The organism is Porphyrobacter sp. MBR-155, assembly GCF_040547625.1.
Classification (GTDB): domain Bacteria; phylum Pseudomonadota; class Alphaproteobacteria; order Sphingomonadales; family Sphingomonadaceae; genus Erythrobacter.
Window position 1 is genome coordinate 24900 of record NZ_JBEPQB010000013.1, and the last position, 25736, is coordinate 50635.

29 protein-coding genes, 1 tRNA gene and 3 pseudogenes are annotated in these 25736 nt (G+C 61.0%); 28 read left to right on the top strand and 5 right to left on the bottom strand.

Annotated elements, in window-relative coordinates; genetic code table 11:
- Positions 1–75 precede the first annotated feature (75 nt).
- From fabF to ABIE62_RS13240, 4 genes are all read left to right on the top strand, one after another.
- Positions 76–1335: a beta-ketoacyl-ACP synthase II gene (fabF, locus tag ABIE62_RS13225; protein WP_354326734.1), complete on the top strand. Its 1260-nt coding sequence runs from the start codon at positions 76–78 to the stop codon at positions 1333–1335.
- A 4-nt stretch (positions 1336–1339) separates the two neighbouring features.
- Positions 1340–2305, top strand: a complete 966-nt coding sequence (gene mltG / locus ABIE62_RS13230) for an endolytic transglycosylase MltG (protein WP_354326735.1) — start codon at positions 1340–1342, stop codon at positions 2303–2305.
- A 148-nt stretch (positions 2306–2453) separates the two neighbouring features.
- The gene (locus ABIE62_RS13235) at positions 2454–2984 is read left to right on the top strand and encodes a 2'-5' RNA ligase family protein (protein ID WP_354326736.1); all 531 of its coding nucleotides are present in this window, start codon (positions 2454–2456) and stop codon (positions 2982–2984) included.
- A 125-nt stretch (positions 2985–3109) separates the two neighbouring features.
- Positions 3110–3186 (top strand) — tRNA-Met (locus ABIE62_RS13240).
- Between the two features lie 550 nt (positions 3187–3736).
- Here ABIE62_RS13240 and ABIE62_RS13245 read toward each other — a convergent pair.
- Positions 3737–4075 (bottom strand): ArsR/SmtB family transcription factor, encoded by a 339-nt coding sequence (locus tag ABIE62_RS13245; RefSeq protein ID WP_170004108.1) that lies wholly within the window; start codon positions 4073–4075, stop codon positions 3737–3739.
- Complete coding sequence (locus ABIE62_RS13250) at positions 4072–4740, bottom strand: peroxiredoxin (protein ID WP_265557477.1); 669 nt, start codon at positions 4738–4740, stop codon at positions 4072–4074. The genes ABIE62_RS13245 and ABIE62_RS13250 overlap by 4 nt, the downstream gene beginning before the upstream one ends.
- 74 nt (positions 4741–4814) lie before the next feature.
- Between ABIE62_RS13250 and ABIE62_RS13255 the strand changes: the two genes are divergently transcribed.
- The 14 genes and pseudogenes from ABIE62_RS13255 to ABIE62_RS13320 all read left to right on the top strand — a co-directional run bounded on the left by ABIE62_RS13255 (position 4815) and on the right by ABIE62_RS13320 (position 16592).
- A complete protein-coding gene (locus ABIE62_RS13255; protein WP_222828210.1) occupies positions 4815–5744 on the top strand; it encodes an MBL fold metallo-hydrolase in 930 nt (309 codons plus the stop codon).
- Complete coding sequence (locus tag ABIE62_RS13260; RefSeq protein WP_222828211.1) at positions 5741–6187, top strand: YeeE/YedE family protein; 447 nt, start codon at positions 5741–5743, stop codon at positions 6185–6187. Before ABIE62_RS13255 ends, ABIE62_RS13260 begins: the two co-directional genes overlap by 4 nt.
- Positions 6187–6603 (top strand): DUF6691 family protein, encoded by a 417-nt coding sequence (locus ABIE62_RS13265; protein ID WP_170004114.1) that lies wholly within the window; start codon positions 6187–6189, stop codon positions 6601–6603. Before ABIE62_RS13260 ends, ABIE62_RS13265 begins: the two co-directional genes overlap by 1 nt.
- The gene (locus ABIE62_RS13270; RefSeq protein WP_170004117.1) at positions 6600–7016 is read left to right on the top strand and encodes a protein tyrosine phosphatase family protein; all 417 of its coding nucleotides are present in this window, start codon (positions 6600–6602) and stop codon (positions 7014–7016) included. Before ABIE62_RS13265 ends, ABIE62_RS13270 begins: the two co-directional genes overlap by 4 nt.
- A gap of 24 nt (positions 7017–7040) precedes the next feature.
- A complete protein-coding gene (locus ABIE62_RS13275; RefSeq protein ID WP_119083562.1) occupies positions 7041–8273 on the top strand; it encodes an NAD(P)/FAD-dependent oxidoreductase in 1233 nt (410 codons plus the stop codon).
- 2 nt (positions 8274–8275) lie between these two features.
- A complete protein-coding gene (locus ABIE62_RS13280) occupies positions 8276–10096 on the top strand; it encodes a SulP family inorganic anion transporter (protein ID WP_231958710.1) in 1821 nt (606 codons plus the stop codon).
- Positions 10096–10251 (top strand): helix-turn-helix domain-containing protein, encoded by a 156-nt coding sequence (locus ABIE62_RS13285; protein WP_119083560.1) that lies wholly within the window; start codon positions 10096–10098, stop codon positions 10249–10251. The genes ABIE62_RS13280 and ABIE62_RS13285 overlap by 1 nt, the downstream gene beginning before the upstream one ends.
- 4 nt (positions 10252–10255) lie before the next feature.
- Positions 10256–11710 (top strand): cytochrome ubiquinol oxidase subunit I, encoded by a 1455-nt coding sequence (locus tag ABIE62_RS13290; protein ID WP_170004121.1) that lies wholly within the window; start codon positions 10256–10258, stop codon positions 11708–11710.
- On the top strand, positions 11700–12707 hold the full coding sequence (gene cydB, locus ABIE62_RS13295) for a cytochrome d ubiquinol oxidase subunit II (RefSeq protein WP_119083558.1): 1008 nt from the start codon (positions 11700–11702) through the stop codon (positions 12705–12707). Before ABIE62_RS13290 ends, cydB begins: the two co-directional genes overlap by 11 nt.
- Positions 12707–12829: a DUF2474 domain-containing protein gene (locus ABIE62_RS13300; protein ID WP_354326740.1), complete on the top strand. Its 123-nt coding sequence runs from the start codon at positions 12707–12709 to the stop codon at positions 12827–12829. The genes cydB and ABIE62_RS13300 overlap by 1 nt, the downstream gene beginning before the upstream one ends.
- A 197-nt stretch (positions 12830–13026) precedes the next feature.
- Complete coding sequence (locus tag ABIE62_RS13305; protein ID WP_119083556.1) at positions 13027–13656, top strand: peroxiredoxin; 630 nt, start codon at positions 13027–13029, stop codon at positions 13654–13656.
- A gap of 77 nt (positions 13657–13733) precedes the next feature.
- The gene (locus tag ABIE62_RS13310; protein WP_119083555.1) at positions 13734–15086 is read left to right on the top strand and encodes an MBL fold metallo-hydrolase; all 1353 of its coding nucleotides are present in this window, start codon (positions 13734–13736) and stop codon (positions 15084–15086) included.
- A 338-nt stretch (positions 15087–15424) separates the two neighbouring features.
- Positions 15425–16204, top strand: a pseudogene (gene istA / locus ABIE62_RS13315) (IS21 family transposase); the annotation flags it as partial.
- 10 nt (positions 16205–16214) lie between these two features.
- Positions 16215–16592: an ATP-binding cassette domain-containing protein gene (locus ABIE62_RS13320; RefSeq protein WP_502930319.1), complete on the top strand. Its 378-nt coding sequence runs from the start codon at positions 16215–16217 to the stop codon at positions 16590–16592.
- A 2-nt stretch (positions 16593–16594) separates the two neighbouring features.
- On the opposite strand, the gene ABIE62_RS13325 is transcribed toward ABIE62_RS13320, so the two are convergent.
- The gene (locus ABIE62_RS13325; RefSeq protein ID WP_119083553.1) at positions 16595–19408 is read right to left on the bottom strand and encodes a cation-translocating P-type ATPase; all 2814 of its coding nucleotides are present in this window, start codon (positions 19406–19408) and stop codon (positions 16595–16597) included.
- Positions 19409–19439: 31 nt separating this feature from the next.
- Positions 19440–19643, bottom strand: a pseudogene (locus tag ABIE62_RS13330) (acetyl-CoA hydrolase/transferase C-terminal domain-containing protein); the annotation flags it as partial.
- Positions 19644–19707: 64 nt separating this feature from the next.
- Between ABIE62_RS13330 and ABIE62_RS13335 the strand changes: the two are divergent.
- The 3 genes and pseudogenes from ABIE62_RS13335 to ABIE62_RS13345 all read left to right on the top strand — a co-directional run bounded on the left by ABIE62_RS13335 (position 19708) and on the right by ABIE62_RS13345 (position 20718).
- Positions 19708–19974 carry a hypothetical protein gene (locus ABIE62_RS13335; RefSeq protein WP_172593098.1) on the top strand — a complete coding sequence of 89 codons (267 nt, stop codon included), beginning with the start codon at positions 19708–19710 and terminating at the stop codon, positions 19972–19974.
- 35 nt (positions 19975–20009) lie between these two features.
- Positions 20010–20174, top strand: a pseudogene (locus ABIE62_RS13340) (peroxidase family protein); the annotation flags it as partial.
- A gap of 142 nt (positions 20175–20316) precedes the next feature.
- Positions 20317–20718, top strand: coding sequence for a c-type cytochrome (locus ABIE62_RS13345; protein WP_172593097.1), 402 nt, complete (start codon positions 20317–20319; stop codon positions 20716–20718).
- Positions 20719–20853: 135 nt separating this feature from the next.
- Here the strand turns inward: ABIE62_RS13345 and ABIE62_RS13350 are convergent, their stop codons facing one another.
- Positions 20854–21096 carry an HP1242/YdcH family protein gene (locus tag ABIE62_RS13350; protein WP_088473117.1) on the bottom strand — a complete coding sequence of 81 codons (243 nt, stop codon included), beginning with the start codon at positions 21094–21096 and terminating at the stop codon, positions 20854–20856.
- A 260-nt stretch (positions 21097–21356) separates the two neighbouring features.
- Between ABIE62_RS13350 and ABIE62_RS13355 the strand changes: the two genes are divergently transcribed.
- From ABIE62_RS13355 to ABIE62_RS13385, 7 genes are all read left to right on the top strand, one after another.
- Positions 21357–21683 (top strand): TraR/DksA family transcriptional regulator, encoded by a 327-nt coding sequence (locus tag ABIE62_RS13355; RefSeq protein ID WP_119083551.1) that lies wholly within the window; start codon positions 21357–21359, stop codon positions 21681–21683.
- 20 nt (positions 21684–21703) lie between these two features.
- Positions 21704–22360, top strand: a complete 657-nt coding sequence (locus tag ABIE62_RS13360) for a DUF924 family protein (protein ID WP_119083550.1) — start codon at positions 21704–21706, stop codon at positions 22358–22360.
- 124 nt (positions 22361–22484) lie between these two features.
- Positions 22485–22910 carry an OsmC family protein gene (locus tag ABIE62_RS13365; RefSeq protein ID WP_119083549.1) on the top strand — a complete coding sequence of 142 codons (426 nt, stop codon included), beginning with the start codon at positions 22485–22487 and terminating at the stop codon, positions 22908–22910.
- A gap of 121 nt (positions 22911–23031) precedes the next feature.
- Entirely contained in the window at positions 23032–23343 is a 312-nt protein-coding gene (locus tag ABIE62_RS13370; protein WP_231958709.1) for a DUF302 domain-containing protein, read from the top strand.
- 27 nt (positions 23344–23370) lie between these two features.
- Positions 23371–23610: a hypothetical protein gene (locus ABIE62_RS13375; RefSeq protein ID WP_230281466.1), complete on the top strand. Its 240-nt coding sequence runs from the start codon at positions 23371–23373 to the stop codon at positions 23608–23610.
- Between the two features lie 88 nt (positions 23611–23698).
- The gene (scpC, locus tag ABIE62_RS13380) at positions 23699–25204 is read left to right on the top strand and encodes a succinyl-CoA:acetate CoA-transferase ScpC (protein WP_119083547.1); all 1506 of its coding nucleotides are present in this window, start codon (positions 23699–23701) and stop codon (positions 25202–25204) included.
- A gap of 17 nt (positions 25205–25221) precedes the next feature.
- Positions 25222–25680: a hypothetical protein gene (locus tag ABIE62_RS13385; protein ID WP_145985309.1), complete on the top strand. Its 459-nt coding sequence runs from the start codon at positions 25222–25224 to the stop codon at positions 25678–25680.
- The last annotated feature ends 56 nt before the right edge of the window (positions 25681–25736 follow it).

Here is a 25736-nt window from a genome sequence, read left to right on the forward strand (position 1 = left end):
GCCCGTTGAAGTCGCAGGGATCAGACAGGCTCAGCCCTTCACGGGTTGGGCCTGTTGTTTTTTCGGAGAATGCAAATGCGCCGTGTGGTTGTAACCGGGCTTGGCCTCGTCACCCCGCTGGGGGCCGATGTCGAAACGACTTGGGCAAATCTGATCGCAGGGGAAAGCGGGGCGGGGCAAATCACCCGTTTCGATGCCTCCAACCAGAAATGCACCATCGCCTGCGAAGTGAAGGGCAAGGATCATCCGTGGGGCTTTGACCCCGATTTGCGGGTCGATCACAAGGTTCAGCGCCAGGTCGATCCGTTCATTATCTACGGCATTGATGCCGCCGGGCAGGCGTTGGAAGATGCCGGCCTGACCGACATGACGCAGGCCGAAAAGGAACGCACCGGCTGTTCGATCGGTTCGGGTATCGGTGGCCTTCCTGGGATCGAGATCGAAAGCGTCAACCTGCACGAACGCGGCCCTTCGCGCGTATCGCCGCACTTTGTGCACGGCCGCCTGATCAACCTCATTACCGGGCAGGTTCAAATCAAATACGGCTTTATGGGGCCAAACCACGCGGTGGTGACAGCCTGTTCCACCGGCGCGCATTCGATTGGCGATGCGGCACGGATGATTGCTGCCGATGATGCCGATGTGATGCTGGCTGGCGGCGCGGAAGGCACCATCAACCCGCTCGGGATCGCCGGGTTTGCGCAGGCGCGCGCGCTCAACATGAGCATGAATGACCGCCCGACCGAAGCCAGCCGCCCCTATGACAAGGCCCGCGATGGATTCGTGATGGGCGAAGGCGCGGGCGTTGTGGTGCTGGAAGAATATGAACGCGCCAAGGCCCGCGGTGCGAAAATCTATGCCGAAGTCACCGGATACGGCCTGTCAGGCGATGCCTATCACGTCACCGCCCCGCATCCCGAAGGCCGCGGTGCGGAACTCGCAATGCGGATGGCGTTGAAGAAAGCGGGCCTTGGGCCGGGCGATATTGATTACGTCAACGCCCACGGCACCTCGACCATGGCCGATACGATCGAACTCGCCGCGGTTAAACGCGTGCTCGGTGACGATCTCGGCGGCGCATCGATGAGCTCTACCAAGAGCGCAATCGGCCACCTGCTCGGCGGCGCGGGCGCGGTTGAGGCGATTTTCTGCATCCTCGCGATGCGCGATCAGATCGTGCCGCCGACGCTGAACCTGCACGATCCCGATGATGGCACCGAAGGCATCGACCTCGTCCCGCTGGTAGCGCGCAAGCGTGAAGTGCGCGCCGTGCTCAACAACAGCTTCGGGTTCGGCGGCACCAACGCCTCGATCATCATGCAAAAGGTCGGTTGACCCGGTGAAGCGCGGGCGGCTGGTATTGCTGGGCCTGCTGGCGCTGGTCGCGGCGGGTTTGGTTTTTGCGTGGAGTTTGATGGGGTCAGCGACGGTGTCGCAGGAAACCAGCTTCACCATCCCCGCAGGCAGCTCGGTTTCGGCGGTCGCAAACAAGCTAGAAGCCGAAGGGCTGATTTCGTCCGCATCGGGCTTCATGTTGCAGGCGCGCATCTTTGGTTCGGACAGGCCGATTCAGGCTGGCGAATTCCTGCTTAAGCCGGGGATGAGCCAGGGTGCCATTCTCTCCGCGTTTCAATCGGGCGACGTGATCCGGCGGTTCGTGACCATCCCAGAAGGCATGCCGTCGATCCTCGTGTGGGAACGGCTGATGGCCGAGGAACTGCTAACCGGCGAAATCGCCGTGCCGCCCGAAGGATCGATCCTGCCCGATACCTATGCGTTTGAACGCTGGCAATCGCGCCAGAGCCTCGTCGAACAGATGCAGGCGGCGATGGACAAGGCGCTGGCCGAAGAATGGGCCAATCGCGCACCCAATGTTGCGGTGGATACGATGCGCGACGCGCTGATCCTCGCCGCGATTGTTGAAAAGGAAACTGGCAAGCCCGACGAACGCCGGATGATCGCCGGGCTCTATTCCAACCGGGTGCGCACGGGGATGCTGTTGCAGGCCGACCCCACGATCATCTATCCGATCACCAAGGGCAAGCCGCTGGGCCGCCGCATCCGCCAGTCCGAAATCGCGGCGGTCAATGGCTACAACACCTATACCCGCGTCGGCCTGCCCGAAGGCCCGATCACCAATCCGGGGCGCGAAAGCATCGCCGCAGTGCTCAACCCGGAAAAGACCAGCGCGTTGTTCATGGTCGCGGACGGCACCGGCGGGCACTGGTTCGCAGACACTTTGGCCGAGCACAACGCCAACGTCGCTAAATGGTATGCCATCCGCCGCGAGCGGGGCGAGATGTGATGAGCGCTGCATTTGTGGAGTCGCGCGATGCTCTCGGATGTGAGGGGCGGTCCTCGGCGGATCAACAAAAACGCCGCGAGCGGGGCGAGATGTGATGAACACTAGGCCCGCAGAGCTGCGCGACATGCAGCCCAAAAACAACTGACGCTTGGCTGACCCTTTCATCCTCACCGCCGCGCTGCCGACCGACCTTGGCGCGTGGGCCGAAGGCCTCAGGCGCGCGCATTTCCCGGTCGAGCGAAATCACCTCCACGCGCACGTCACCTTGTTTCACGCCTTTGCGCCTTCGTTGCTGGATGAATTATGCGCCTTTCTGCCCAAGGTGGCCGCAGAGTTTGCCGCACCACAAGGCGCAGTCACCGGAGCGATGGATTTAGGCAAGGGCACCGCCATCGCGCTTGCTGCGCCGCAATTGCTGGCGCTGCGGGCGCTGATTGCCGAACATTTCCACGGTAGCCTGACGGTGCAGGATCTCCACCAACCGCGCCTGCACATCACCATTCAGAACAAGGTGGCCAAGGACGAAGCGCGTGCGTTGCAGGCGAGCCTCGGGCCGGTGCTTGCTCCGTGGATCGCCAAGGGGCGGTTTACCTTCCCCGCGCTGGAACTGCATCGCTATCGCGGCGGGCCGTGGGAACGGGTCAAAACGTGCAGATTTCGCGGGCGGGTGCGGCTGTAATTGAGTGGGCTGCAACAATGGCTGCAACAATACTTGACCACGCGCGGCCCGCGCCTTAAGTGCCCGCCTCGCCCGAGGCTGCTGCCCCGCGCGAATCCGGCTGCCAGTCAGCCGTTGGCCCATGGGGCGGAGTAGCTCAGCTGGTTAGAGCAGCGGAATCATAATCCGCGTGTCGGGGGTTCGAGTCCCTCCTCCGCTACCAGGAAATAGCGTCCGCATAGGTTCGCTCGTGTTCGCATGGGTCCGGATTTCCGACTCGAATTGCTGTTTTCAATAGCAGTTGTGCTACCACGCCAATCCGCTTGGAGCCGTATACGTCCGCATGTGTTCGCTTGAAGCCGGAGCCTTTATGGGGGTATTTTGGGGGTATCCTCGGGCAGTGCGAAATCAGGCGATGCCCCCAGCTGCGATCGGTGGCTCACAGCCGGATTCTCACGCTAGTGCAACGGCGTGCTCCAGCCCTTCCGTAACGGGATTGGTCGGAAAGATCCCAATTATTTAAGGTGAGTTCGAGTCCCGCCTGAGGATTCGAACAGAGGTGGCCGACTTTAGGGCAGGGGAGGACACAACCTTTTCACTCCTGAGATGACCGCTTTGCGCCCTCATTTCGGTCGTTCGGTCTCGCATTGGAGCTACCGGAAAGCGGTCGTTCCAAGTTTGTCGCTGATCGCGATAATGCTTTGAGCAAGTGGCCCGAGTCTAAGGCATCGGGCTTGATGCCAGGATAGGCCTTTACCAAGCCACGAAAAAGCTCATCCTAATCTCGCAAAATTGGCCACTCCGGGTGCTGGCTGGCGCGAATGCCGGATGGGCCTAGCGGATATCCCGCCAAGTTTGCCCGCGGCATCGACAACCTTCGCAAGCCTGACATCATCAATCCGGTAATAGACGAGCTTGGCGTCCTTTCGGGTCTTCACAAGGCCCGCGTTGCGCAGGACCGCCAACTGCTGCGATAGCGTCGGCTGACCGATCTCGGCCGCATCGTCGATCTCACCGACGTTCCGCTCCGTGCCCGTTAGAGCCTGCATGATGCGAAGACGCACGGGATGAGCGAGGGCCTTCAAGGCGTCGACAAGCTCTTCGTCGGTCATTTGCGAGACCCTCGCTTCGTTTCCTTCATGAACCAGTCGGTCTGACCCTCGGCGGAGAAAACCGTATCCAGCGATGCGTCGGGCTGGGCCAGTAGCGCTTGCCCAGGTGCCCAGTTAGCGGGGGCGAGTACGGGTCCATCGTCGACCGCCTGAAGCGCATCTAGGGTCCGCAGCATTTCGGGTGTCGAGCGTCCAACGTTAGCGGGATAACAGGTCATCGCGCGGATGACGCCGTGCGGGTCGATGAAGAATGTCGTCCGCACCGTCGCACTATCGTTGTCGTTCGGTGCCACCATGCCGTAGGCGCGCCCGATCACGAGCGTCGGATCCTCCACGATCGGAAAGCGCACCTCGATGTCGTAGCGATCGCGAATTAGCCGCAACCAGGCGAAATGCGAGAACAGGCTATCGACAGAGAGCGCCATAAGCGCACAGTCGCGCTGTTCGAACTCGCTGGCCGATTGGGCCAGTGCCACGAACTCGGTGGTGCACACGGGTGTGAAGTCGGCTGGATGCGAAAACAAGATCAGCCACCGCCCTCGGTAATCCGAAAGGCGAATATCTCCCGTTGTGCTGCGTGCGGAAAAGTCCGGGGCGACGTCGCCGATACGCAGTCCGGCGCAAGGCGCCTCTCGCTCGACATTCGCTTCGATCATCTGGGTCATCGAGCCTTCATACCACTTGACAGCCGAATAGCAACACATATAAACGATTTATGTAAATGTATGGAGATCAGGTCATGGCTGACGATCAAAAACTGGATAATGCCGCCTCCCAGATCGAGCGCGCACAAGCCGACAAGTGCCTCCGCCCTTCAATCGCGGGTTTTTTCGACGAGGCAACGAATACGGTCTCTTACGTGGTGCACGACCCAAAGACCGATGAGGCAGCTATAATCGACTCGGTCCTGGACTTTGAGGCGGCGTCCGGTCGGACCTCGAATGGCTCAGCCGATCGCATTATCGAGTATATCACTTCTAATAATTTGAAGGTGACTTGGCTGATTGAGACTCACGCGCATGCGGATCACATCTCAGCGGCCCCCTATCTGCAGGAGCGGCTTGGCGGTAAGTTAGCCATCGGACGCGATATCATCCGCGTGCAGGAGGTATTCGGCAAGCTCTTCAATGCAGGCACCGATTTCGAACGCGACGGATCGCAGTTCGATAAGCTGTTCGAGGACGGCGAGACTTTCAAGATCGGCGAGCTGGAAGGCATCGCATTGCACGTGCCGGGTCATACGCCGGCTGATATGGCTTTCATCATCGGCGATGCGGCATTCGTTGGCGACACGATCTTCATGCCCGATTTCGGCACCGCTCGCGCCGATTTCCCCGGTGGTGACGCAAGGCAACTGTTTCAGTCGATCCGCCGGCTGCTCTCGCTTCCGGACGAAACGCGCCTGTTCTTGTGCCACGACTACAAGGCGCCGGGGCGTGACGAATACGCGTGGGAAACCACCGTCAAGCAGCAGCGCGAAGAGAACGTGCATGTGAAGGATGGAGTGAGCGAAGCCGAATTCGTCGAGATGCGGACCGGCCGGGACAAGACGCTCGCAATGCCGAAGCTCATCATGCCCTCCGTGCAGGTTAACATCCGTGGTGGGCGCTTGCCCGACCCCGAAGATAACGGCGTCAGCTACATCAAGATTCCGGTGAATGCGGTATGATGCTCCCGAGTTTTCCTGAAGCTGCGCCGCTTGCTGGCCTGGCGGGCGGCGTCCTGATCGGTCTGGCGGCCGCCGTTATGCTGCTAGGCCTTGGCCGGATCGCCGGCGTCTCCGGTCTTGCCGCGAAGGCAGTCGGGCTTGGCGGCAGCGGCATTGCCAGAAGCGGGGCATGGATGTTCGTGATCGGCCTGCCGCTAGGAGCGCTGATCGTAATGCTGGCATCGGGCGGGCTCGAGGCCAGCTTCGCCAGCCCCGTAACGCTTGCGATCGCCGGATTGGCTGTCGGTGTGGGCACGCGCCTGGGAAGTGGATGCACCAGCGGACATGGGGTTTGTGGTGTTAGCCGTCTGTCTGGCCGCTCGATCGTCGCAACGCTTACTTTCATGGCGACCGGCATTGCGACAGTCGCGATCATGAATGCGCTCGGGCTGGAGGTGTTGTAATGCGAACCGCTCTCACCTCGATCGTATCCGGCGTTCTTTTCGGCGCTGGGCTTGCCCTTGGCGGAATGACCGACCCTGCGCGGGTGCGCGGCTTTCTCGACATCTTCGGCGATTGGGACCCAACCCTCGCCTTCGTGATGGGCGGAGCCGTCATCGTCATGGCCATCGCGTGGCGGATCGTCCCGCGCCTAGCCGAACCGATCTTCGCGGGCGAATTTCACCTGCCGACCAAATCCGATCTCACCCCCCGCCTTGTCGGCGGAGCAGCTCTGTTCGGTATCGGCTGGGGGATCGCGGGACTCTGTCCGGGACCTGGCATAGCTGCTCTGGTCATCGAACCCGCTGCAGCCGCGATATTCGTCGTCTCCATGCTCGCCGGCATGGTTTTTGTCCGGCTTTTCGAAGGAGCATCATGACGAAGCTTGCCAATGTGAGCGAAACCTTCGCCGTCTCTCCTCAACTTGAACCGAGCGACATGCGCGGGCTTGCCGACGCCGGATTTCGCACGGTGATCTGCAACAGGCCGGATAGCGAAGAGCCGAGCCAGCCCACCGTCGCTGCGATACGGGAAGCTGCCGAAGCGGCTGGGTTGGCCTTTCATCATATCCCGGTTTCGGGAGGCGAGTTTCCGCCGGTTGCGATCAAGGCCTTCGCCAAGGTCCGCGAAGAAGCGGACGGCAAGGTGCTTGCCTTCTGCCGGACCGGCACGCGCTCCATTACGCTCGATGCTCTCGCCAACGTCGAGAATGAAACTGCCGACGCGCGCATCGAACGTGCGCAGTGCGTCGGCTACGATCTGTCGGGCTTGCGCGACCGGCTTGGCGAATAACGAAAAGACATTGGAGAGTTTGTCATGGCCCGAAGCCTGAAACACGAAGTAGTCATCATCGGCGGAGGTTCAGCAGGAATTGCGACTGCATCGTCCATGCTGAAGCGGCGCCCGTCACTCAATATCGCAATCGTCGAGCCTAGCGAAGATCACTATTATCAGCCCGGGTGGACGATGGTCGGTGGCGGTGTCTTCGAAGCGTCAACGACCAAGCGCACCACAGCGAGCGTAATGCCGAAACAGGCGACCTGGTTGAAAACGGCCGCCGCGTCTTTCCAGCCCGAAAACAATCAGGTCACGCTCAGCGACGGCACGACGATCACCTACGGTATTTTGATTGTCGCTCCGGGCATCCGGCTCGCCTGGGAGAAGATCGACGGGCTGGAAGAGACACTCGGCAAGAACGGCGTCACATCCAATTATCGCTACGATCTGGCACCCTACACCTGGGAGCTTGTGCGCAACCTGAAATCGGGGCGTGCGATCTTCAGCCAACCGCAGATGCCTATCAAATGCGCAGGTGCACCGCAGAAGGCCATGTATCTGTCATGCGATGCTTGGATGGAGCGCGGCGTTCTCGGCAACATCGATGTCGAATTCCGCAACGCTGGCGGCGTCCTTTTCGGTGTGAAGGAATACGTCCCGGCGCTGATGGAATATGTCGAAAAATACGGGATCGATTTGCAGCTCAACCAGACACTCGTTGCGGTCGAGGGCTCCGGCAAGCAAGCCGTTTTCAAAACCGAGGCCGGTGAAGAGACGGTCGAGTTCGACATGCTCCATGCGGTTCCGCCGCAGGTAGCCCCGCAGTTCGTCGCCGACAGTCCTCTCGCGAATGCCGAAAGCGGCTTTGTCGACGTCGACAAGTTCACGCTACAGCATGTTCGCTATCCCAACGTGTTTGGTCTCGGCGATGCGGGATCTACGCCCAACGCCAAGACAATGGCGGCTGCGCGCAAACAGGCACCAATCGTCGCGGTCAATGCGCTCGCCCAGCTCGATGCAAAGCAGGCTGTGGCCGATTACGATGGCTACGGCTCCTGCCCGCTGACCGTGGAACGCGGAAAGATTGTGCTCGCCGAATTTGGTTATGATGGAAAACTTCTTCCGAGCTTCCCGAAGTGGGTAATCGACGGCACAAAGCCGCGGAAGCTCAGCTGGCTTCTGAAGTCAGAGGCGCTGCCGTGGATTTACTGGAACGGTATGCTGAAGGGCCATGAATGGATGGCCAAGCCGCACCTGAAGAAGGCTGCCTAATCGTGAGCGACAGCAATCCAGGGCCGATTGGCGAGCCGTCCGGTTTGCCTCGCAGGCAAAAGCCCGGGCTGTTGGCGCAATACCTCCCGATCCTCGAGTGGGGCCGGACCTACAACGGATCGGTCCTGACGAACGATCTCGTCGCGGCGATCATCGTAACAATTATGCTGATCCCGCAAAGCCTCGCTTATGCGCTGCTGGCGGGGTTGCCGCCGGTCGTGGGCCTTTACGCCTCGATCTTGCCGCTGGTCGCCTACGCGATCTTCGGCACCAGCCGGACGCTTGCGGTGGGGCCCGTGGCGGTTGTGTCGCTGATGACGGCGAGCGCTGCCGGAGCCGTAGCGGCGCAGGGGACTGAACTTTATCTCGAGGCGGCAATCACCCTTGCAGCCTTGTCCGGTGTGATGCTGGCCGTGCTCGGATTCCTGCGGATGGGCTTCTTGGCCAACCTCCTCTCGCACCCCGTCATCAGCGGCTTCATCACCGCCAGCGGCATCCTGATCGCGACGAGCCAGTTGAAGCACATTCTCGGCGTATCGGCAGGCGGCGACAACTGGCCCGAGATGCTCGGCGGGCTCGCGGCGGCAATCGACACGGTCAATCCGTGGACGCTCGCCATTGGGATTCCAGCGACGTTGTTCCTCTTCTGGGTCCGAAAGGGCTTGAAGCCGGCCTTGGTCGCGATGGGTCTATCTTCACGAGCCGCCGACATCGCGGCCAAGGCAGGTCCGGTCGTAGCAGTTGTTGCGACGATCCTTGCCGCCATCGGCCTCAATCTCGAGGATCGCGGTGTGAACCTCGTCGGTGCAATTCCGCAGGGTCTTCCGCCTTTCGCCCTGCCATCGACCGATCTGGGTCTAATCGGGCAACTGTGGGTCCCCGCGCTGCTCATTTCGATCATCGGCTTCGTCGAAAGCGTATCGGTTGCGCAGACGCTTGCGGCTAAACGCCGTCAACGGATTGCACCGAACCAGGAGCTTATCGGCCTTGGCGCATCGAACATCGCCAGTGCCTTTTCCGGGGGCTACCCCGTCACCGGCGGATTTGCGCGCTCGGTCGTCAACTTCGACGCCGGGGCCGAGACGCCCGCAGCCGGAGCTTACACCGCTGTCGGTATTGCGCTGGCGGGACTGTTCCTGACCCCGCTGCTCTACAGCCTGCCCATCGCCACATTGGCTGCAACGATCATCGTCGCGGTTCTCAGCCTCGTCGATCTCAAGACTCCCGGCCAGCTCTGGAACTACTCCAAGGCCGACTTCGCCGCGCACATGGCGACGATCGCTATCACGCTGCTTGCGGGCGTCGAGCTGGGTGTGATCGCGGGCGTTGGCGTCGGCCTCCTTCTCTATCTCTGGCGCGCCAGCCGCCCCCATGCCGCCATCGTCGGCCGCGTCCCCGAGACCGAGCACTTCCGTAATGTCGACCGCCACAAGGTCTTTACCGTGCCGCACGTCCTCTCGGTCCGGATCGACGAGAGCCTGACCTACCTCAATGCGCGATGGCTCGAGGAATACGTGTTGGAAGAGGTCGCCGACCGCCCAGAGGTGCGCCACGTCATCCTGATGTGCAGCGCGGTCAACGAAATCGACGCTTCCGGCCTAGAAAGCCTTGAGGCGATCAATCACCGCATGACCGACGCCGGGATCGGGCTGCATCTTTCCGAAGTGAAGGGCCCCGTCATGGACCGGCTGAAGCGGACCCACTTCGTTGACGAACTCAACGGGCAGGTCTTCCTGTCGCAGAACCGCGCATTCCGGGAATTGGCAACGAACGGCGGACCGCCAGCTGAACCAATCCCCGATGCTGCGAGAGGTATGATCTGATGCCCACCATTCCTGACAAAGATGCCCGTTGCAGGGAGATCGCAGCTTTGATCGCGTCGGGAAAAGGCGTTTGCGAGAGCTGCCGCGAAATCGGAATTTCCGAAAAGACCTACTATCGCTGGCGCAAGGCACGCGCCGAAAAGCAACACGGATAAAGACATGTTCGAACAGCTCGATGCCCTGCTGCTGGCCCGCATCCAGTTCGCCTTCACGGTAAGCTTTCACTTCATCTTCCCGGCCTTTTCCATCGGTCTCGCAAGCTATCTGGCAGTGCTCGAGGGTCTGTGGCTCAAGACAGGCAAGGCGATCTATCTCGATCTCTTCAAATATTGGCTGAAGATCTTCGCCATCGCCTTCGCAATGGGCGTCGTTTCGGGCATCGTGATGTCCTACCAGTTCGGCACGAATTGGTCGGTTTTCTCTGATATTGCGGGGCCGGTTATCGGCCCGCTGATGGCCTACGAGGTGCTGACCGCGTTCTTCCTCGAAGCTGGCTTCCTTGGCGTCATGCTCTTCGGCATGAACAAGGTCGGCAAGAAGCTGCACTTCGCCGCCACGCTCATGGTCGCTGTTGGCACCTTCATCAGCGCCTTCTGGATCCTGTCGGTTAACAGCTGGATGCAGACCCCCGTAGGATATGAAATCGGGGCGAACGGGCAATACCTGCCGGGTGAAAGCTGGTGGGACATCGTCTTCAACCCCAGCTTCCCCTATCGCCTGGTCCATACCGTCATCGCAGCTTACCTCACGACCGCCTTCGTGGTCGGCGGGGTCGGGGCCTGGCACCTTCTCAAGGACCGGACAAACCTGCACGCGCGCAAGATGTTCTCGATGGCGATGTGGATGGCGGCCATCGTTGCGCCGATCCAGATCTTCGCAGGCGACATGCACGGGCTCAACACCCTCGAACATCAGCCGCAGAAGGTCATGGCGATGGAAGGCCACTTCGAGAGCCATCCGGATGGTGCACCGCTGATCCTGTTCGGCATTCCGAACAGCGAGGAAAAGCGGGTCGACTACGCAATTGAGATACCCAAGGCATCTTCGCTGATCCTAAAGCATGATCTCGACGCGCCGCTCGCCGGTCTGGACACGATCCCGGACGACGAGGAACCGCCGGTCGGCATCGTTTTTTGGTCATTCCGGATCATGGTCGGGATCGGCTTTGCCATGCTCGGTATCGGAGCGTGGAGCCTGTTCGCTCGCTTCCGCAAGAGGCTCTACGAATGGCCCATGCTCCATCGCGCAGCCTTGGTCATGGCTCCCAGCGGTTTCGTGGCGGTCATCGCTGGCTGGATCACGACGGAGGTCGGCCGGCAACCGTATGTGATCTACAATCTCTTGCGCACGGCAGATGCTGCGAGTCCGCTGGATGCCCCCGCCGTCGCCGCGTCATTGCTTGCATTCGTCGTGGTCTATTTCGCAGTTTTCGGCGCGGGTGTCTGGTATATCCTGCACCTGATGCACAAGCCACCGCACGCAGGCGAACATGGCGTCAAGCGCGGGGACACCGGGCCGATCCGGACTGCTGGCATTACGCCTGGCCCATCCCAGAATCCGGGCGATCCCGACACACTTCCGCGCGATCACGAGGAGGCGACCGATGGACGTTAACTTGGACCTGACGACGATCTGGGCTTTCATCATCGCCTTCGCCGTCTTCGCCTATGTGGTGATGGACGGGTTCGACCTCGGCATCGGCATTCTTTTCCCTACCTTCGAGGTCGGGCCGGAGCGCGATCGTGCGATGAATTCGATAGCGCCGGTCTGGGATGGCAACGAGACTTGGCTGGTCTTGGGCGGCGGCGGATTGTTCGCAGCCTTCCCATTGGCTTACGCGGTGATCCTGCCCGCCACTTACCCGCTCATCATCGCCATGCTGTTGGGACTGGTGTTCCGCGGTGTCGCGTTCGAGTATCGCTGGCGCGACCCCGGGCACCGCCGATACTGGGACGCGGCCTTCACTGGCGGCTCGCTGGTCGCGGCGATGGCGCAGGGCATGACATTGGGTGCGCTTCTCCAGGGGATCGAGGTCGTGGATCGATCCTATGCGGGCAGCTGGTTCGACTGGCTCACGCCCTACACGCTGTTGACCGGCCTAGGCACAGTCGCCGGCTACGCTCTGCTTGGCGCGACCTGGCTGGTGTGGAAACTGGATGGGGAGAGTCAGCATCATGCCCGAAAGTTGGGCAAGCGGGCGGCATGGGCAACGTTGGTTTTGATGGGAGGCGTCAGCCTCTACAATGTGTTCCTGAACGCCGAATATGCCGAGCGCTGGTTGACTGCGCCGGAGATCTACTTCGCCGCGCCGGTCCCGATCCTCACAGCGGTGATTGCCGTCATGCTGCTGAGGGCTCTTTCAGTGGACCGGCACAGCAAGCCGTTCTGGCTGAGCCTTGCGCTGTTCTTCTTCGGCATGGCCGGTCTGGGCGTCACGATGTGGCCCTATGTCGTTCCACCGGGCCTCACGATATGGGACGCCGCCGCGCCCGAACGCAGCCAGATCTTCATGCTGGTTGGCGTCGCGATCACCATGCCGCTCATCATCGCATACACCGCTTGGGCTTACTGGGTGTTCCGCGGCAAGGTGGCGGATGAGGGATATCACTGATGGACGAGCCTCAGGATCGCCCACTTTGGCGGCGGCTCGGCTGGATGTTCGTGATCTGGCTCGCCAGCATAACCGTGCTGGGTCTCGTAGCCTCGGTCATCAGGTTCTGGCTGAAAGCGTAATTGACGTTATCAATGCTCAACACAGTTATAGGTATTGGTTAAGTTATGAGGTCATCATCTAAAGGAAAAGGTGTGCCTCTCCGGCCTCTCTACCCTTCTGTTTGGTTTATCACTTATCGCAATCGATAATTTGAATTGGGCAGCGTGCCTGGGTCTCTCTACAAAGGATGCATCGACACGGAACAAGGAAAATTGAAATGAGCCTTCACATCGGTGACACCGCCCCCGACTTTACCGTCGACACCCAGAATGGCGAAATCAGCCTGCACGATTGGGCTGGCGATAGCTGGGTATTCTTCTTCAGCCACCCGGCCGACTTCACCCCCGTCTGCACTACGGAGATGGGCCGCACTGCGCAGCTCGCCAGCGAGTTCGACAAGCGCAATGTAAAGCCACTCGGCCTCTCGACCGACACTGCCGAAGAACACGCCAAGTGGATCGAAGACGTGAACGACACCCAGAACACGAATCTCGTGTTCCCGATCGTCGCTGATGCCGATCTCAAGATCGCCAAGCTCTATGACATGATCCATCCGGATCAGAGCGAAACGGCGGCTGTGCGGTCGGTATTCATCATCGATCCGGACAAGAAGATTCGGCTCACCATGACCTATCCCATGAGCGTAGGACGGAACTTCGACGAGATCCTGCGCGCGATCGATGCGCTCCAGTTCAGCGACAAGCATGGCGTGGCCACTCCCGCCGATTGGCGCGAAGGCAAGGATGCGATCATTCCACCATCGGTTTCCGACGAGGATGCAAAAGCCCGCTTCCCGCAGGGCTTCACCACGCTGCGCCCCTATCTGCGCACGGTAAAAATCGATTGAGCGTGACGCGCCATCGAATCTTTTGAAAGCGGGATCGGTTCGCGCCGGTCCCGCTTTTTCCTTATGAAGGAGGCACCATGCTGCTCGAGAAAATTAAGACATCCGGACTGTCCCACCTATCCTACCTGATTGGTTCGGGCGGGAAGGCGGCCATCATCGATCCGCGCCGCGACTGCGAATGCTATGTCGAAATGGCGCGCGCCGAGGGGCTGGAGATCACTCATATCTTCGAAACCCATCGCAACGAGGATCTGGTTTCGGGGGCGCCCATCCTGAGAGATTTGACCGGCGCGCGCGTCCTGCACGGTCCCAATTCTGTGGGCACGGTCGAATATGCCGAGACGGCTCACCAAGGTGATGAGTTTGAGATCGGACAGCTGAAAATTCGGGTGCTGGAGACACCGGGGCACACGGACGATCATCTTGCTTTCGTTCTTCACGACACTGCCTATCCCGATGGGCCAGTTGGAGTGTTCACGGGAGACGCGCTGTTCGTTGGCGATGTCGGACGGACGGACTTCTATCCCGAACGCAAACGCGAGGTCGCAGGTCTTCTCTACGATTCCCTCCACAAGATTCTCGATCTTGGCGACCAGGTCATTCTATATCCTGCGCATGGAGCGGGTTCCGTCTGCGGGTCGGGAATGGCGGAACGCGAGTTCTCGACACTCGGCCATGAACGCGCGAACAATCCGCGCCTTCAATTCGAAAGCCGGGATGCGTTCATCGACTTTAAGGTGGAAGAGAACCACTACCAGCCGCCGTATTTCCGGTTGATGGAGCGCCTTAATCTGGAAGGCGGCGAAGCTGCGCCTCGTGTGATGCGACCCAAGCGCCTGTCGCTGTCCGAATTGGAAAAGCTTGACGTCGACCACTTGGTCGATGTGCGCGAGCCGCTCGCGTTTGCCTCAGGCCATCTTCGCGGTTCCATGAACCTGCCAGTCGGGATGATCTCGGCATTCGCCGGATGGTTCATCCGTGAAGGCGACAATGTCGCTCTTGTCGCTTCCGATGAAGACCAGCTCGAAGCTGCTATGACGCATCTCGTGCGGATCGCACTCGACAATATCGAAGGCGGTTATGTCGGCGTCGTGCCTGCCGCTGCCCAAGGCAAGGCGATGCGGACTATCCCGATGATCGGGACCGACGAAGTTGAACGGCGACTGGAGAGCGACGAACGTGACTGGACGCTGCTTGATGTGAGGGATGCGGACGAACGCGCGCAAAACGCGATCGAGGGTTCCGAGCATATCTACGTGGGTGAACTCAACGAGCAGTATCACGATCTCGATCTGTCACAGCATTACACCCTGATGTGTGCAAGCGGGATGCGGGCCACGGTTGCTGCAGGATGGCTTGCGAGCCGCGGCTTCGAAAAGCTGGATGTCTATCTCGGCTCCATGGGTGCATGGAAAGCGGCCCATGACTGAACCGAGCTAGGCGGAGTTCTGGAACGAGCGTTACGCAGCGGACGAGTATCTGTTCGGGACCGCGCCCAACGCTTTTCTGGCGCGCGAGGCGCACCGCCTGACTCCCGGATCGAAAGTCTTGGCTGTCGCCGATGGCGAGGGGCGCAACAGCGTATTTCTGGCCCAGCATGGCCATCGCGTCGTCGCTACCGACGTTTCAGAAAGGGCGCTCGACAAAGCGAGAGCTTGTGGATCGGCGTGCAAAAGGGACCCTGTTAGCGGGGTGATCGGCGTCTAAAAGGGACCCCTCATTCTGATGGTGTAGTTGACCGCCTGGTTTTCCAGGTGGTGAGATCGGGATGTTGGTGGTGGAGACGGTCGTTCGGATTAGGCGGGAACACGCGAGCGGGAAGGCGATCAAGGCGATTGCGCGCGATCTGCGGTTATCCCGCAAGGTGGTGCGCAAGGCGATCCGGGCACCAGAAGGCGCATTCGATTATCGCCGCACGGTTCAACCGCTGCCTCGGCTTGGGCCGTTCCAGGAGCGGCTCGATACGCTGCTGACGGAGAATGAGGCCCGGCACCGGCGCGATCGGCTGCGGATGACGCGGATCCATGATCTGCTGTGCCGTGAGGGGTTCGAGGGCTCCTATGATGCGGTCCGGCGCTATGCCCAGCGCTGGAGGGAAGCGCGTCGCAAGGATGCGTGCGACGGCGCGCCAGCCTTCATCCCGCTAATGTTCAAGCCTGGCGAGGCATACCAGTTTGACTGGAGCCACGAGGATGTGGAGATCGCGGGTAAGCCGATGCGAGTGAAGGTGGCGCATATGCGGCTGTGCGCGTCACGGGCAGTCTACGTCCGGGCCTATCCGCGCGAGACGCAGGAGATGGTGTTTGATGCCCATGCTCGCGGGTTTGCGTTCTTTGGCGGCGTTCCCCTGCGCGGCATCTACGATAACATGAAGACCGCGGTCACCGCCGTGTTCGCTGGCAAGGAGCGCGTGTTCAACCGCCGGTTCCTGGTTATGGCCGATCATTATATGGTGGAGCCGACCGCCTGCTCTCCGGCGGCGGGATGGGAGAAAGGGCAGGTCGAGAACCAGGTCCAGACCATCCGGGGACGCTTCTTCCAATGTCGCGCTGCTCCCCATGCTGGCGGGCAAGCCAAATGCTCTGGCCCGCAAGGAGGCGCACGACCTGCTGGAGGCGCTCGATGTCGCGCACCGCGCAGCGGCCATGCCTTCGCAGTTGTCGGGCGGCGAGCAGCAGCGGGTTTCCATTGCACGGGCATTGGTCAACCGACCGCCGGTAATACTCGCCGACGAGCCGACTGCGCCGCTCGACAGCGTTCGCGCACTGGCTGTGGTTGATCTGCTCAACACCATGGCCAAACAGTTCGAAACCGCGATCATTGTCGTTACACATGACGAGAAGATCATCCCGACCTTCCGCCGCCTCTACAATATCCGCGATGGCGTGACGATCGAGGAGCTGCAGCTCGAGGCTTCCCCCGCGCGCCGGACCTGATATCACAGGGACATGGTCGATCGTCGGCGAAGCAGCTTGCGCCCTTCACTGAACCACAGGACCGCACTACCCATGGCCAGGCAGATCAGCCAGTCATCCAACGCCAGCGGAACCGTGCCGAAAGCCGCATTCAGTGGCGAAAGATGGATTACCGCTACCTGCAGCAAGGCTGACAGGAGAACCGCAGCCCATAGCCAGCGGTTTGCGAACCAATGGGTAAATGCGCTGATCACGTCGGATCGTGCGCAGAACGCATTGAAGAGCTGCGCAAACACCAAAGTAGTGAAGCCGGCGGTGCGGGCGTGGTCTATATCATGGCTGCCCTCAACCAGACCGCCTGGCAGATAGATGTCGATTGTCCCAAGGGCGGCTAGCGCCATCACCAGCCCGAGACTCAACACATCGCGCCACATCCGCGCATCAATGGTGGGCGAGCTGCGCCGGCGGGGCGGGCGCTCCATCACGTCGCCGATCTCCGGGTCGACCCCCATGGCAAGGGCAGGCCCGGAATCGGTAATAAGGTTTATCCACAGGATCTGCGTCGCCAGCAATGGCAAGACCAGACCAGCACCATTGCTCGCATCGTCGAGGCCGATGACCCCTGCGCCGACAACGCCCAGGAATACCGTCAGCACTTCGCCCATGTTGGAGGAAAGAAGGTAGCGCAGGAACTTGCGTATATTGTCGAAGATGGCCCGGCCTTCGCGCACGGCCGCAACGATCGTGGCGAAATTGTCGTCGGCCAGGATCATCTTCGCGGCCTCTTTCGTCACTTCGGTGCCGGTCTGGCCCATCGCGATCCCGATGTCCGCAGACTTGAGTGCCGGGGCATCGTTCACCCCATCGCCGGTCATTGCGACGATCTCGCCATCTGTCTGCAAGGCATCGACGATCCGCAGCTTGTGAACCGGCGCAACCCGCGCATAGACTTGCGTCTCGCGAACCGCGCGGGCCAACTGCATGTCATCCAGCGCATCGAGGTCGGTCCCGGTCAGTACCCTTGCATCATTCGATGTTATTCCAAGTTGCGCCGCGATCCGGGCAGCAGTGCGGGGATGATCGCCGGTGATCATGACGACACGAATGCCCGCGCGCTGCGCCTCGGCGATCGCGATGGCGGCCTCTTCGCGCGGAGGATCGATGATGCCCACCGTGCCGACGAAGATCAGGTCGCGTTCAAGCGATCCATCCAGCTTTGCCTCTTCGCCGGGAACAAGCGGACGATAGGCAACCGCGAGCGTTCGAAGCGCGTCATTCGAAAGCCGCTCGACATCGGCGCGAGCTTTTGCCCGGACAATGTCGTCGAAGGGCCGGATGTCCATGCCGACGCGGATGCCCGTGCATCGATCCATCAGCACATCGGGGGCACCCTTTGCGATCAGCACGAGTTCGCCGCCGTGCTCCCGGTCGCGCTCGATCGTCGACATCATCTTGCGTTCAGACGTGAAGGGCAATTCGGCAGTGCGTTCGAACCGTGCCTGTCGTCGGGTGTCGGCGCCCAACTTCTTTTCGGCAACCAGGAAGGCCGCCTCGGTCGGATCGCCATCGATGGCCCAGGTCCCGTCGGCTAGCATGCGAAGACCGGCGTTGCCGGCAAGGCTGCCGCCGCTCAGCACGACGATATGCTCCGCCCTCAGCGCGTCATCGAGCGATGCACTGCCTTGCGCCTCGAAAGTGCCGTGCGGCGAGTAGCCCGTGCCCGTCACCCGGCTTTCGCCCGAAGCCGTGATGACGCGCTGGATGGTCATCTGCGAGCGGGTAAGCGTACCTGTCTTGTCGGAACAGATGACCGTCGCCGAACCCAGGGTTTCGACCGAGGAAAGCTTCTTCACCACGGCGTTGTGCGCCGCCATTCGCTGAACCCCGAGAGCTAGGACGAGCGACAAGATCGCCGGCAGTCCCTCCGGCACGGCGGCGACCGCAAGCGAGACGCCCAGGAGCAGGACAGTTGCGATGTCGTTCGGCGTCTCGACCGGTTGGACGATAATCAGCGTCGCCATGACAACTGCCGCGATGATCACCACGCTTGTGCCGAGGATCCGCCCCAGCCGAGCCACTTCGCGCTGTAGCGGCGTAGCCTCTTCGCGTGTCTCGTCGAGCATGGTGGCGATGCGGCCCATCTCGGTTCGCATACCGATGGCGGTGACGATTGCGCGGCCGGTGCCCTGTGCGACCGCGGTGCCTTTGAAGACCATCGAAGTCCGGTCGGCGAGGGCCGCCGGAGCGGGCAGGGTGGCCGCATCCTTTGCGACCGCTTCGCTTTCGCCGGTGAGCGATGCCTCCTGAACGCGCAGCGAGGCCGCCAGGATCAACCTCGCATCCGCACCGACTGCGTCGCCCTCCTCGAGCAGCAGCACGTCGCCAGGCACCAGTTCTCTAGCGGGTATCCGCTGCCTGCGACCGTCACGCATTACCGACGAGGTCACCGCTGTCATCTTCGCAAGTGCCGCTACCGCGCTTGCTGCCTTGCTCTCTTCGACGAAGCCCAAAACCGCGTTAAGCAGGATGACAATCGCGATGACCAAGGCGTCGACAGGCCACTCCCGCTCCCCCTCGATGAGCCAGATCGCAAGCGTCACCGCAATCGCTGCGAGGAGGAGGTAGACCAGCGGATCCCGGAACTGCGCAAGAATACGGCGCCACAGCGGCGGCCCCTTTACCGTCCGTAGTTCGTTGGAGCCAAAGCGGGCCAGTCGCTCGCTCGCATCATGCGCGGACAATCCCTTTGCAGGATCGACGCCCAGCGCGGAAGCGGCTTCCTCCGGCGATCCGGTGGATGGATCGTCGAGGTCGATCAACTCGGTCGGATCGGCCATGCGCTCTCTCGTCTCTGGTTACGCAAGCGCGCTAAGCCAGAATCGTGCTCGTCGCGATGAAGCGCTGGTGCCAAGACAGTGCCTCCTTGAGCAGCCTGGGCGATTGCTGGCCATAGGAATCCTTGCGTGCTCGCGCGAGATAGTCGGCCAACGCCGGCCGGTAGTCCGGATGGGCGCAGTTCGCGATGATGACCGGTGCGCGCTGCCTGGGACTCAAGCCGCGAAGGTCGGCAAGGTTTAGTCGGTTGTAGCAGGGAAGGTTGGTTGACCGAGACCACATTGGCAGCATTCAAGAATGCTTGCCACCGCCGCTGCCTCTCATCCATGCCTTCGGCATCCTCCGAGCATATGTGCGTGATTTCCAGCCCCTCCGCGCGCGCCAGTTCAAGGTAGCATTCGCAGTCGCGACGTGGATCGATCACCGCGGCCTTGCCGCCAGAGCCGATGAGGTAGGACAAGTGGGACAGACCGGGCGTCTTGATTTTTTCGAGCAGCATATTGTCTCCCTACATAGCAAAAAGCGGGACCGGCGCGAACCGATCCCGCTGTTAAAAAAATTCAAATGAGGTTCGCGCTCAATCGATTTTGACCGTGCGCAGGTACGGGCGCTGCCAAGTGGACAGCAACGCCGGTTGATCTCGTTTTCGGTTCCAATTCAGAGTTGCGGGCTGTCGCCGAGGTCTATGCTTCGGATGACGCAAAGCAGATGTTCGCGGATCATTTCGTGAGGGTCTGGACGAAAGTGATGGAGAGCGATCGCCGCTAAGCGATCGCTACCCGAGTCATCGGGCGACCGCTCGAGCCTGATCCCCGACTGCTCGCTTGCGGAATATCCGCGGGCGAGTGGTCGGGGGACTTTCACGCATTCGAAGTTGGACCCCGCATGGTGATCGGGGTAGGTCGCGACCATGTGTAAATTTCCAGGTCTCACCATTCTTTTGCTGTTCACAACGGCGTGCACGCCCGAGATGATACCCAAGGCAGGGGCACCAAACCCCGCCACGACTGCGGAAGGTGCCGGCTCAATCCGAGAATCTGCTGAGGCCAGGGGGCTGGCATTTGCGCAACAGCATTGTTCCGGTTGCCATGCTGTGAGCGCCGGACGACGATACTCCCCGAACGTTGATGCCCCGACCTTTGAATCTGTCGTCAACACGCCAGGCCTGACCGGCGCGACGATCAAGCCCTGGCTGCAGAAATCACACAATTTTCCCGATGTGATGAACTTTGCCATCGATCCCGACCAGATCGATAACCTTGCTGCCTACATGATATCATTGCAGCGAAGCGATTACGTACCACCGATCTGACATGGGATAGACCGCAGTGGTTACGGGCAGGAACCATGTCCAATTGGTTGCCGGCACGGTACTGCTATGCTCTGATCGGTATTGCCTCCCACAACGCTGAATTAGAGGGAGCAGGAGGCAAACACGCGATCCCGGTCAGGCGTTTTCGGTAAGAGCCTGGGCAATCTGGTCCTTGAGCGCGAGGCGCTGTTTGCGCAGTTCGGTTTCGCGATCCTGCGACACCGGCGCGATGTTGGTTTCCGCGCGATGGATCTCGTCGTTAACTGCGTCATAGTCCACCAGGAGCTTGGCGAACCGGGTGTTCGACACCTTCAGAGCGTGGATCTGGTCCATCTGGTCAGGAAATTCATCGCCCAGAGTGTGGGGGGTATTCGACATTCACATTCTCCAATCGCAATCACGGCCCAGTCTCAAATGCGGCTGGAAGATTCCCTCGCGCCGCGCCGGAACTGGCCGTTCTTTAACCCTAGGGATGGCGAGCACAACTGTCGACGTCGCTTGAAGGCCGGAAGAAATCCTGCAGGCCGGCATAAAACAACCAATCTTTGCCTGCCGGCTTTGCGCCGAAGGACTTCTCGTTGTCAGGCAGCGGCGGCACTTGCTACCAAAGGGCTGGAGACTTGAAAGGATTATTGTCCATGCCGAATGCCGACGCCGCCCGAGCACGCCTTTCGCAACAACTCACCGAACTCGCAGGCCGGCAGCAGCGCCTCGCTCAGGATCTGGCGGAACCCTTGAACCCCGACTCGTCCGAACAGGCGGTCGAGATGGAGGATGACGCCTCTCTCGAAGCGCAGGCCGCGCTGGTCGCGCGCGAAATCGCGTCGGTCAACCGCGCCTTGTTACGCATCGAAAATGGCACCTACGGCGAATGTGTTCGCTGCGGCGATGCCATCGCTCCCAAGCGTCTTGAGGCGCGCCCGGAAGCCGCACTCTGCATTTCCTGCGCAAGCAGCGAGCAATGATATCGTCCGATTGAAAGCGCATGATCGAAACCCCTGCTCAGCCGTGGCACGACGTTCTGGACTTCTGGTTTCCGGAAGGGCGCAGCAAGGATGTGGACGCAGAGACTCATCGCAAGCATTGGTTCTGGCGCATGCAGGGAGGCGCCGACGAGTCGATCGTCGCCCGGTTTCCAGAACTGACGACCCGTGGGGCGAAAGGCGGGCTCGATCACTGGGCAGGCGATCCGGAGGGACGACTTTCGCTCATTATCCTGCTGGATCAGTTTTCACGGTCACTCTGGCGGGGCACGACGCGGGCATTCGCGCAGGATGCCGCCGCCCTGAAACTGGCGCTGACGGGGTTGGCAACTGACCACTATGAAGCTCTCGATACGCCGTGGTTCAAGATCGCCTTCACCCAGCCACTCGGTCACTGCGAAGGCCACGACCACCTCGAGCGGATCGACCTTCTGATCCGCCTGCGGGTAGAAATTGCGTCAAGCGCCCCGGATCATTTGCAGCCGATTTATCGTTCCCTGGTGAAACAGGCAGAAGACGTGCGCCAGGTGATTGCTGCGTTTGGCCGCCACCCGCACCGCAATCAAATCCTCGATAGGCAATCGACGCCTGCGGAAAAGGCATACCTGCAAAAGGGGGATTTTCCGCACCTGCGCGCATTTCAACCAGAACGCCTGTGACGGCAGGCCCGCACTGTTCTCGACCCCGGCAACCCTCACGCCAAGCAAGTGGCATTTTGTCAGACAGGTCGAGAAATGACCTGTTATGGTCCCAGCATGGCCACGGCATGAGGGGAGACGTTCTTTGAGTACAGGCACGACAACAGCGCACATCGTCGAGACCGGTGAAAGTGCTTTTGCCGTCAGCATCGACGTGTCCGGCCATCACCTCATCGGCGATGAGCCCGTCGAACAGGGTGGCGGGGACCTGGGACCGGCGCCCTACGACCTGTTGCTGGCAGCACTGGGCGAATGCACGGCCATGACGGTGCGTTGGTATGCCCGTCAGCAGAACTGGCCGCTCGAACGCGTGGAAGTCACCCTTACGCATGCCAAGGGCACGGTCGAGGGGAAGTCGGCGAAGACGGACCATTTCGCCAAGACGATCCGTGTCATTGGCGAGGACCTGTCCGATGAGCAGCGGGAAAAGTTGATCTCGGTGGCGTCCCGCTGCCCGGTGCAGCGCACGCTGGAGGGCACGCCGGTGATCACTACGGTTGCGGCAAGCTGACGAAACCCGCACCCCGACAGGAGAAGGCAGGCGATGAGCTACTATATTTCCGCCAGGTTGAAGGTCCCCTTCGATGACGCCAGCGCGCGCAGAGGCTGCGCTGAAGACGGAGGGGTTCGGCGTGATCAGCTGGATCGATATCCAGCAGACCCTCAAATCCAAGATCGACGTCGACTTCCGCCCCTATACGATCCTTGGCGCCTGCAATCCGACATTGGCACACGAGGCGCTGCAGCTGGAAGACAAGGTCGGCCTGATGCTGCCCTGCAATGTCATCGTGCAGCAGTCAGGTTCGGACGAAGTTGAAGTCGCGGCAATTGACCCGGTGGCGTCGATGCAGGCGATCAGCAATCCTGAACTGGTCAAAGCCGCCAGCACGGTTCGGGAAAAGCTCGCGCGCGCGATCGACCGGCTGCGGCAATCTGAAATTTAGACCAGCGAAAATCAGCACAGGAGGAAGATGATGAGCGCATTGGAAAATCTGAAGCCGGAACTCGCCACGTTGCGCGATGAGGCCAAGGTGCAGGCCCATCTGGGCAGCATGGAAGCCCAGCAGGAATGGCAGGAAGCCGAAACCAAATGGAACCATTTCGTGGCCGAAGCGCGCCTTCATGACAGCGGGCAGAACATCAAGTCGGCGATCGAGGTGCTGGCCGAGGAACTGCGCGCCTCCTATGAGCGATTGAAGAGCGCGCTCTGAGCTCCAATTCAAGGTCTACACAGATCCATGCCAAGTTGGCCCTATTGGCACCCTTAAATCCGACAGGCCCGATGGAGACCCAAGATTGATGACCTCACGAATTGCCCATCCATTGCTCCAGTCCCGGGTGATGGACGCCGAGGCGGCCGCGGCGCTGATCGCGCCGGGCACGACCGTGGGAATGAGCGGTTTTACCGGCGCGGGCTATCCCAAGGCGGTGCCGCAGGCGCTGGCGCGGCGGATCGAGGCGGCACACGCGGCCGGCGATCCGTTCGCGATCAGCGTGTGGACCGGCGCCTCGACCGGGCCTGAACTGGACGGCGCACTCGCCAAGGCCAAGGGCATCGATTTTCGTTTGCCCTACAATTCCGATCCGATTGCTCGCGAGCAGATCAATCGCGGCGAGATGAACTATTTCGACATGCATCTGAGCCAGGTGGCGCCAATGGCCTGGCAGGGATTCTTCGGTCCGCTGGACACGGCGCTTGTCGAAGTGACGGCGATCCTGCCTGATGGCTCGCTGGTCCCCGCCTCGTCGGTAGGGAACAACAAGACCTGGCTGGACCGGGCGGGGCAGGTCATCCTCGAGGTCAATCGCTGGCAGAACCCGGCGCTGGAGGGGATGCACGACATCTATTACGGTACGGCCCTGCCGCCGCACCGCATGCCGATCCCTCTGGTTCGCGCCGATGACCGGATCGGCCAGCCCACCTTCCGCTGCGATCCGGCCAGGGTTGTCGCTATTGTCGAAACCGACACGCCCGATCGCAACCTGCCGTTCAAGCCAGCCGACGATTGCGCCCAGCGGATCGCTGGCCACCTGATGGAATTCTTCGCGCATGAAGTCGCGCAGGGGCGGCTGCCGGAAAATCTGCTACCGCTACAATCGGGCGTCGGCAATATCGCCAACGCCGTGCTGACCGGCCTGATCGACAGTCCGTTCGAGAACATGACCGCCTATACAGAGGTCTTACAGGACGGAATGCTGGACCTGCTCACCTCGGGTAAGCTGCGCATGGCATCCTCGACGGCATTCTCGCTGAGCCCCGAGGCGGCGCATGCGCTGAATGCCGACATGGACCGCTACCGCGAGCGGATTATCCTGCGCCCCCAGGAAATCAGCAATCACCCCGAACTGATCCGCCGTCTGGGCTGCATCGCGATGAACGGGATGATCGAGGCGGACATCTACGGCAACGTCAATTCCACCCACGTCATGGGCTCGGCGATCCAGAACGGCATCGGCGGTTCGGGCGACTTTGCCCGCAATGCCTATATCTCGATCTTCATGGCTCCTTCGACGGCCAAGGGAGGGGCGATATCGACGATCGTGCCGCAGGTCAGCCACGTCGATCACATCAACCAGGACGTGCAGGTGATCGTGACCGAACAGGGGCTTGCCGATCTGCGCGGACTGGCGCCCAGGCAGCGCGCCTGCCTGATCATCGAGACCTGTGTCCACCCGCGCTATCGCGACAGGCTGGCCGACTATTACGAGCGCGCACTGCGCGATTCCTTCGGCAAGCATTCCCCTTCGTTGCTAAGCGAGGCGCTGGCTTGGCATCAGAACTTTATCGCCACCGGCCACATGTGATTGCAGGGCATCAGTCTGTGACCGCAAGCCGAAATGCGCTACCGGCGGGGTTTCGAACGCCTGAAACCAGGCTCGTGCGGGCTATCATCCTGACCAGTGGGCGTCTCATTCAGGATGACAATGCAACCGTTGATCCATGGCAGGATCAGGTTTGGGTCCTCAAGGACATCGACGTGCGGTTCCACACGGTCGGTGCTGTGCTGCTCGGCGTGCCGATTTATGTGCGCGCGCTGATGGAACACGTCGAACGCTACGGTGCGCATCTGAACTTTCGATCCAAACTGGTCGCGATCGACGGTGAGGCAAGGCTCGCGACGTTCGAACAGAAACGCGGCGACGAGTTCTCGCACGACGAAGAGCGATCCGACATAATCCATGACGTGCCGCCCCAAACCGCGCCAGGTTTCGTGCGATCCAGTCCTTTGGCGGCTCTATCCATTCAGGTGCTCCGCGAATTGTCCGATGAGAGACTGTAGGCTTTTCGCCGATTCGTCGTGCAATCGTAACGGTTCATCGCATCGCTTCTGCGGGG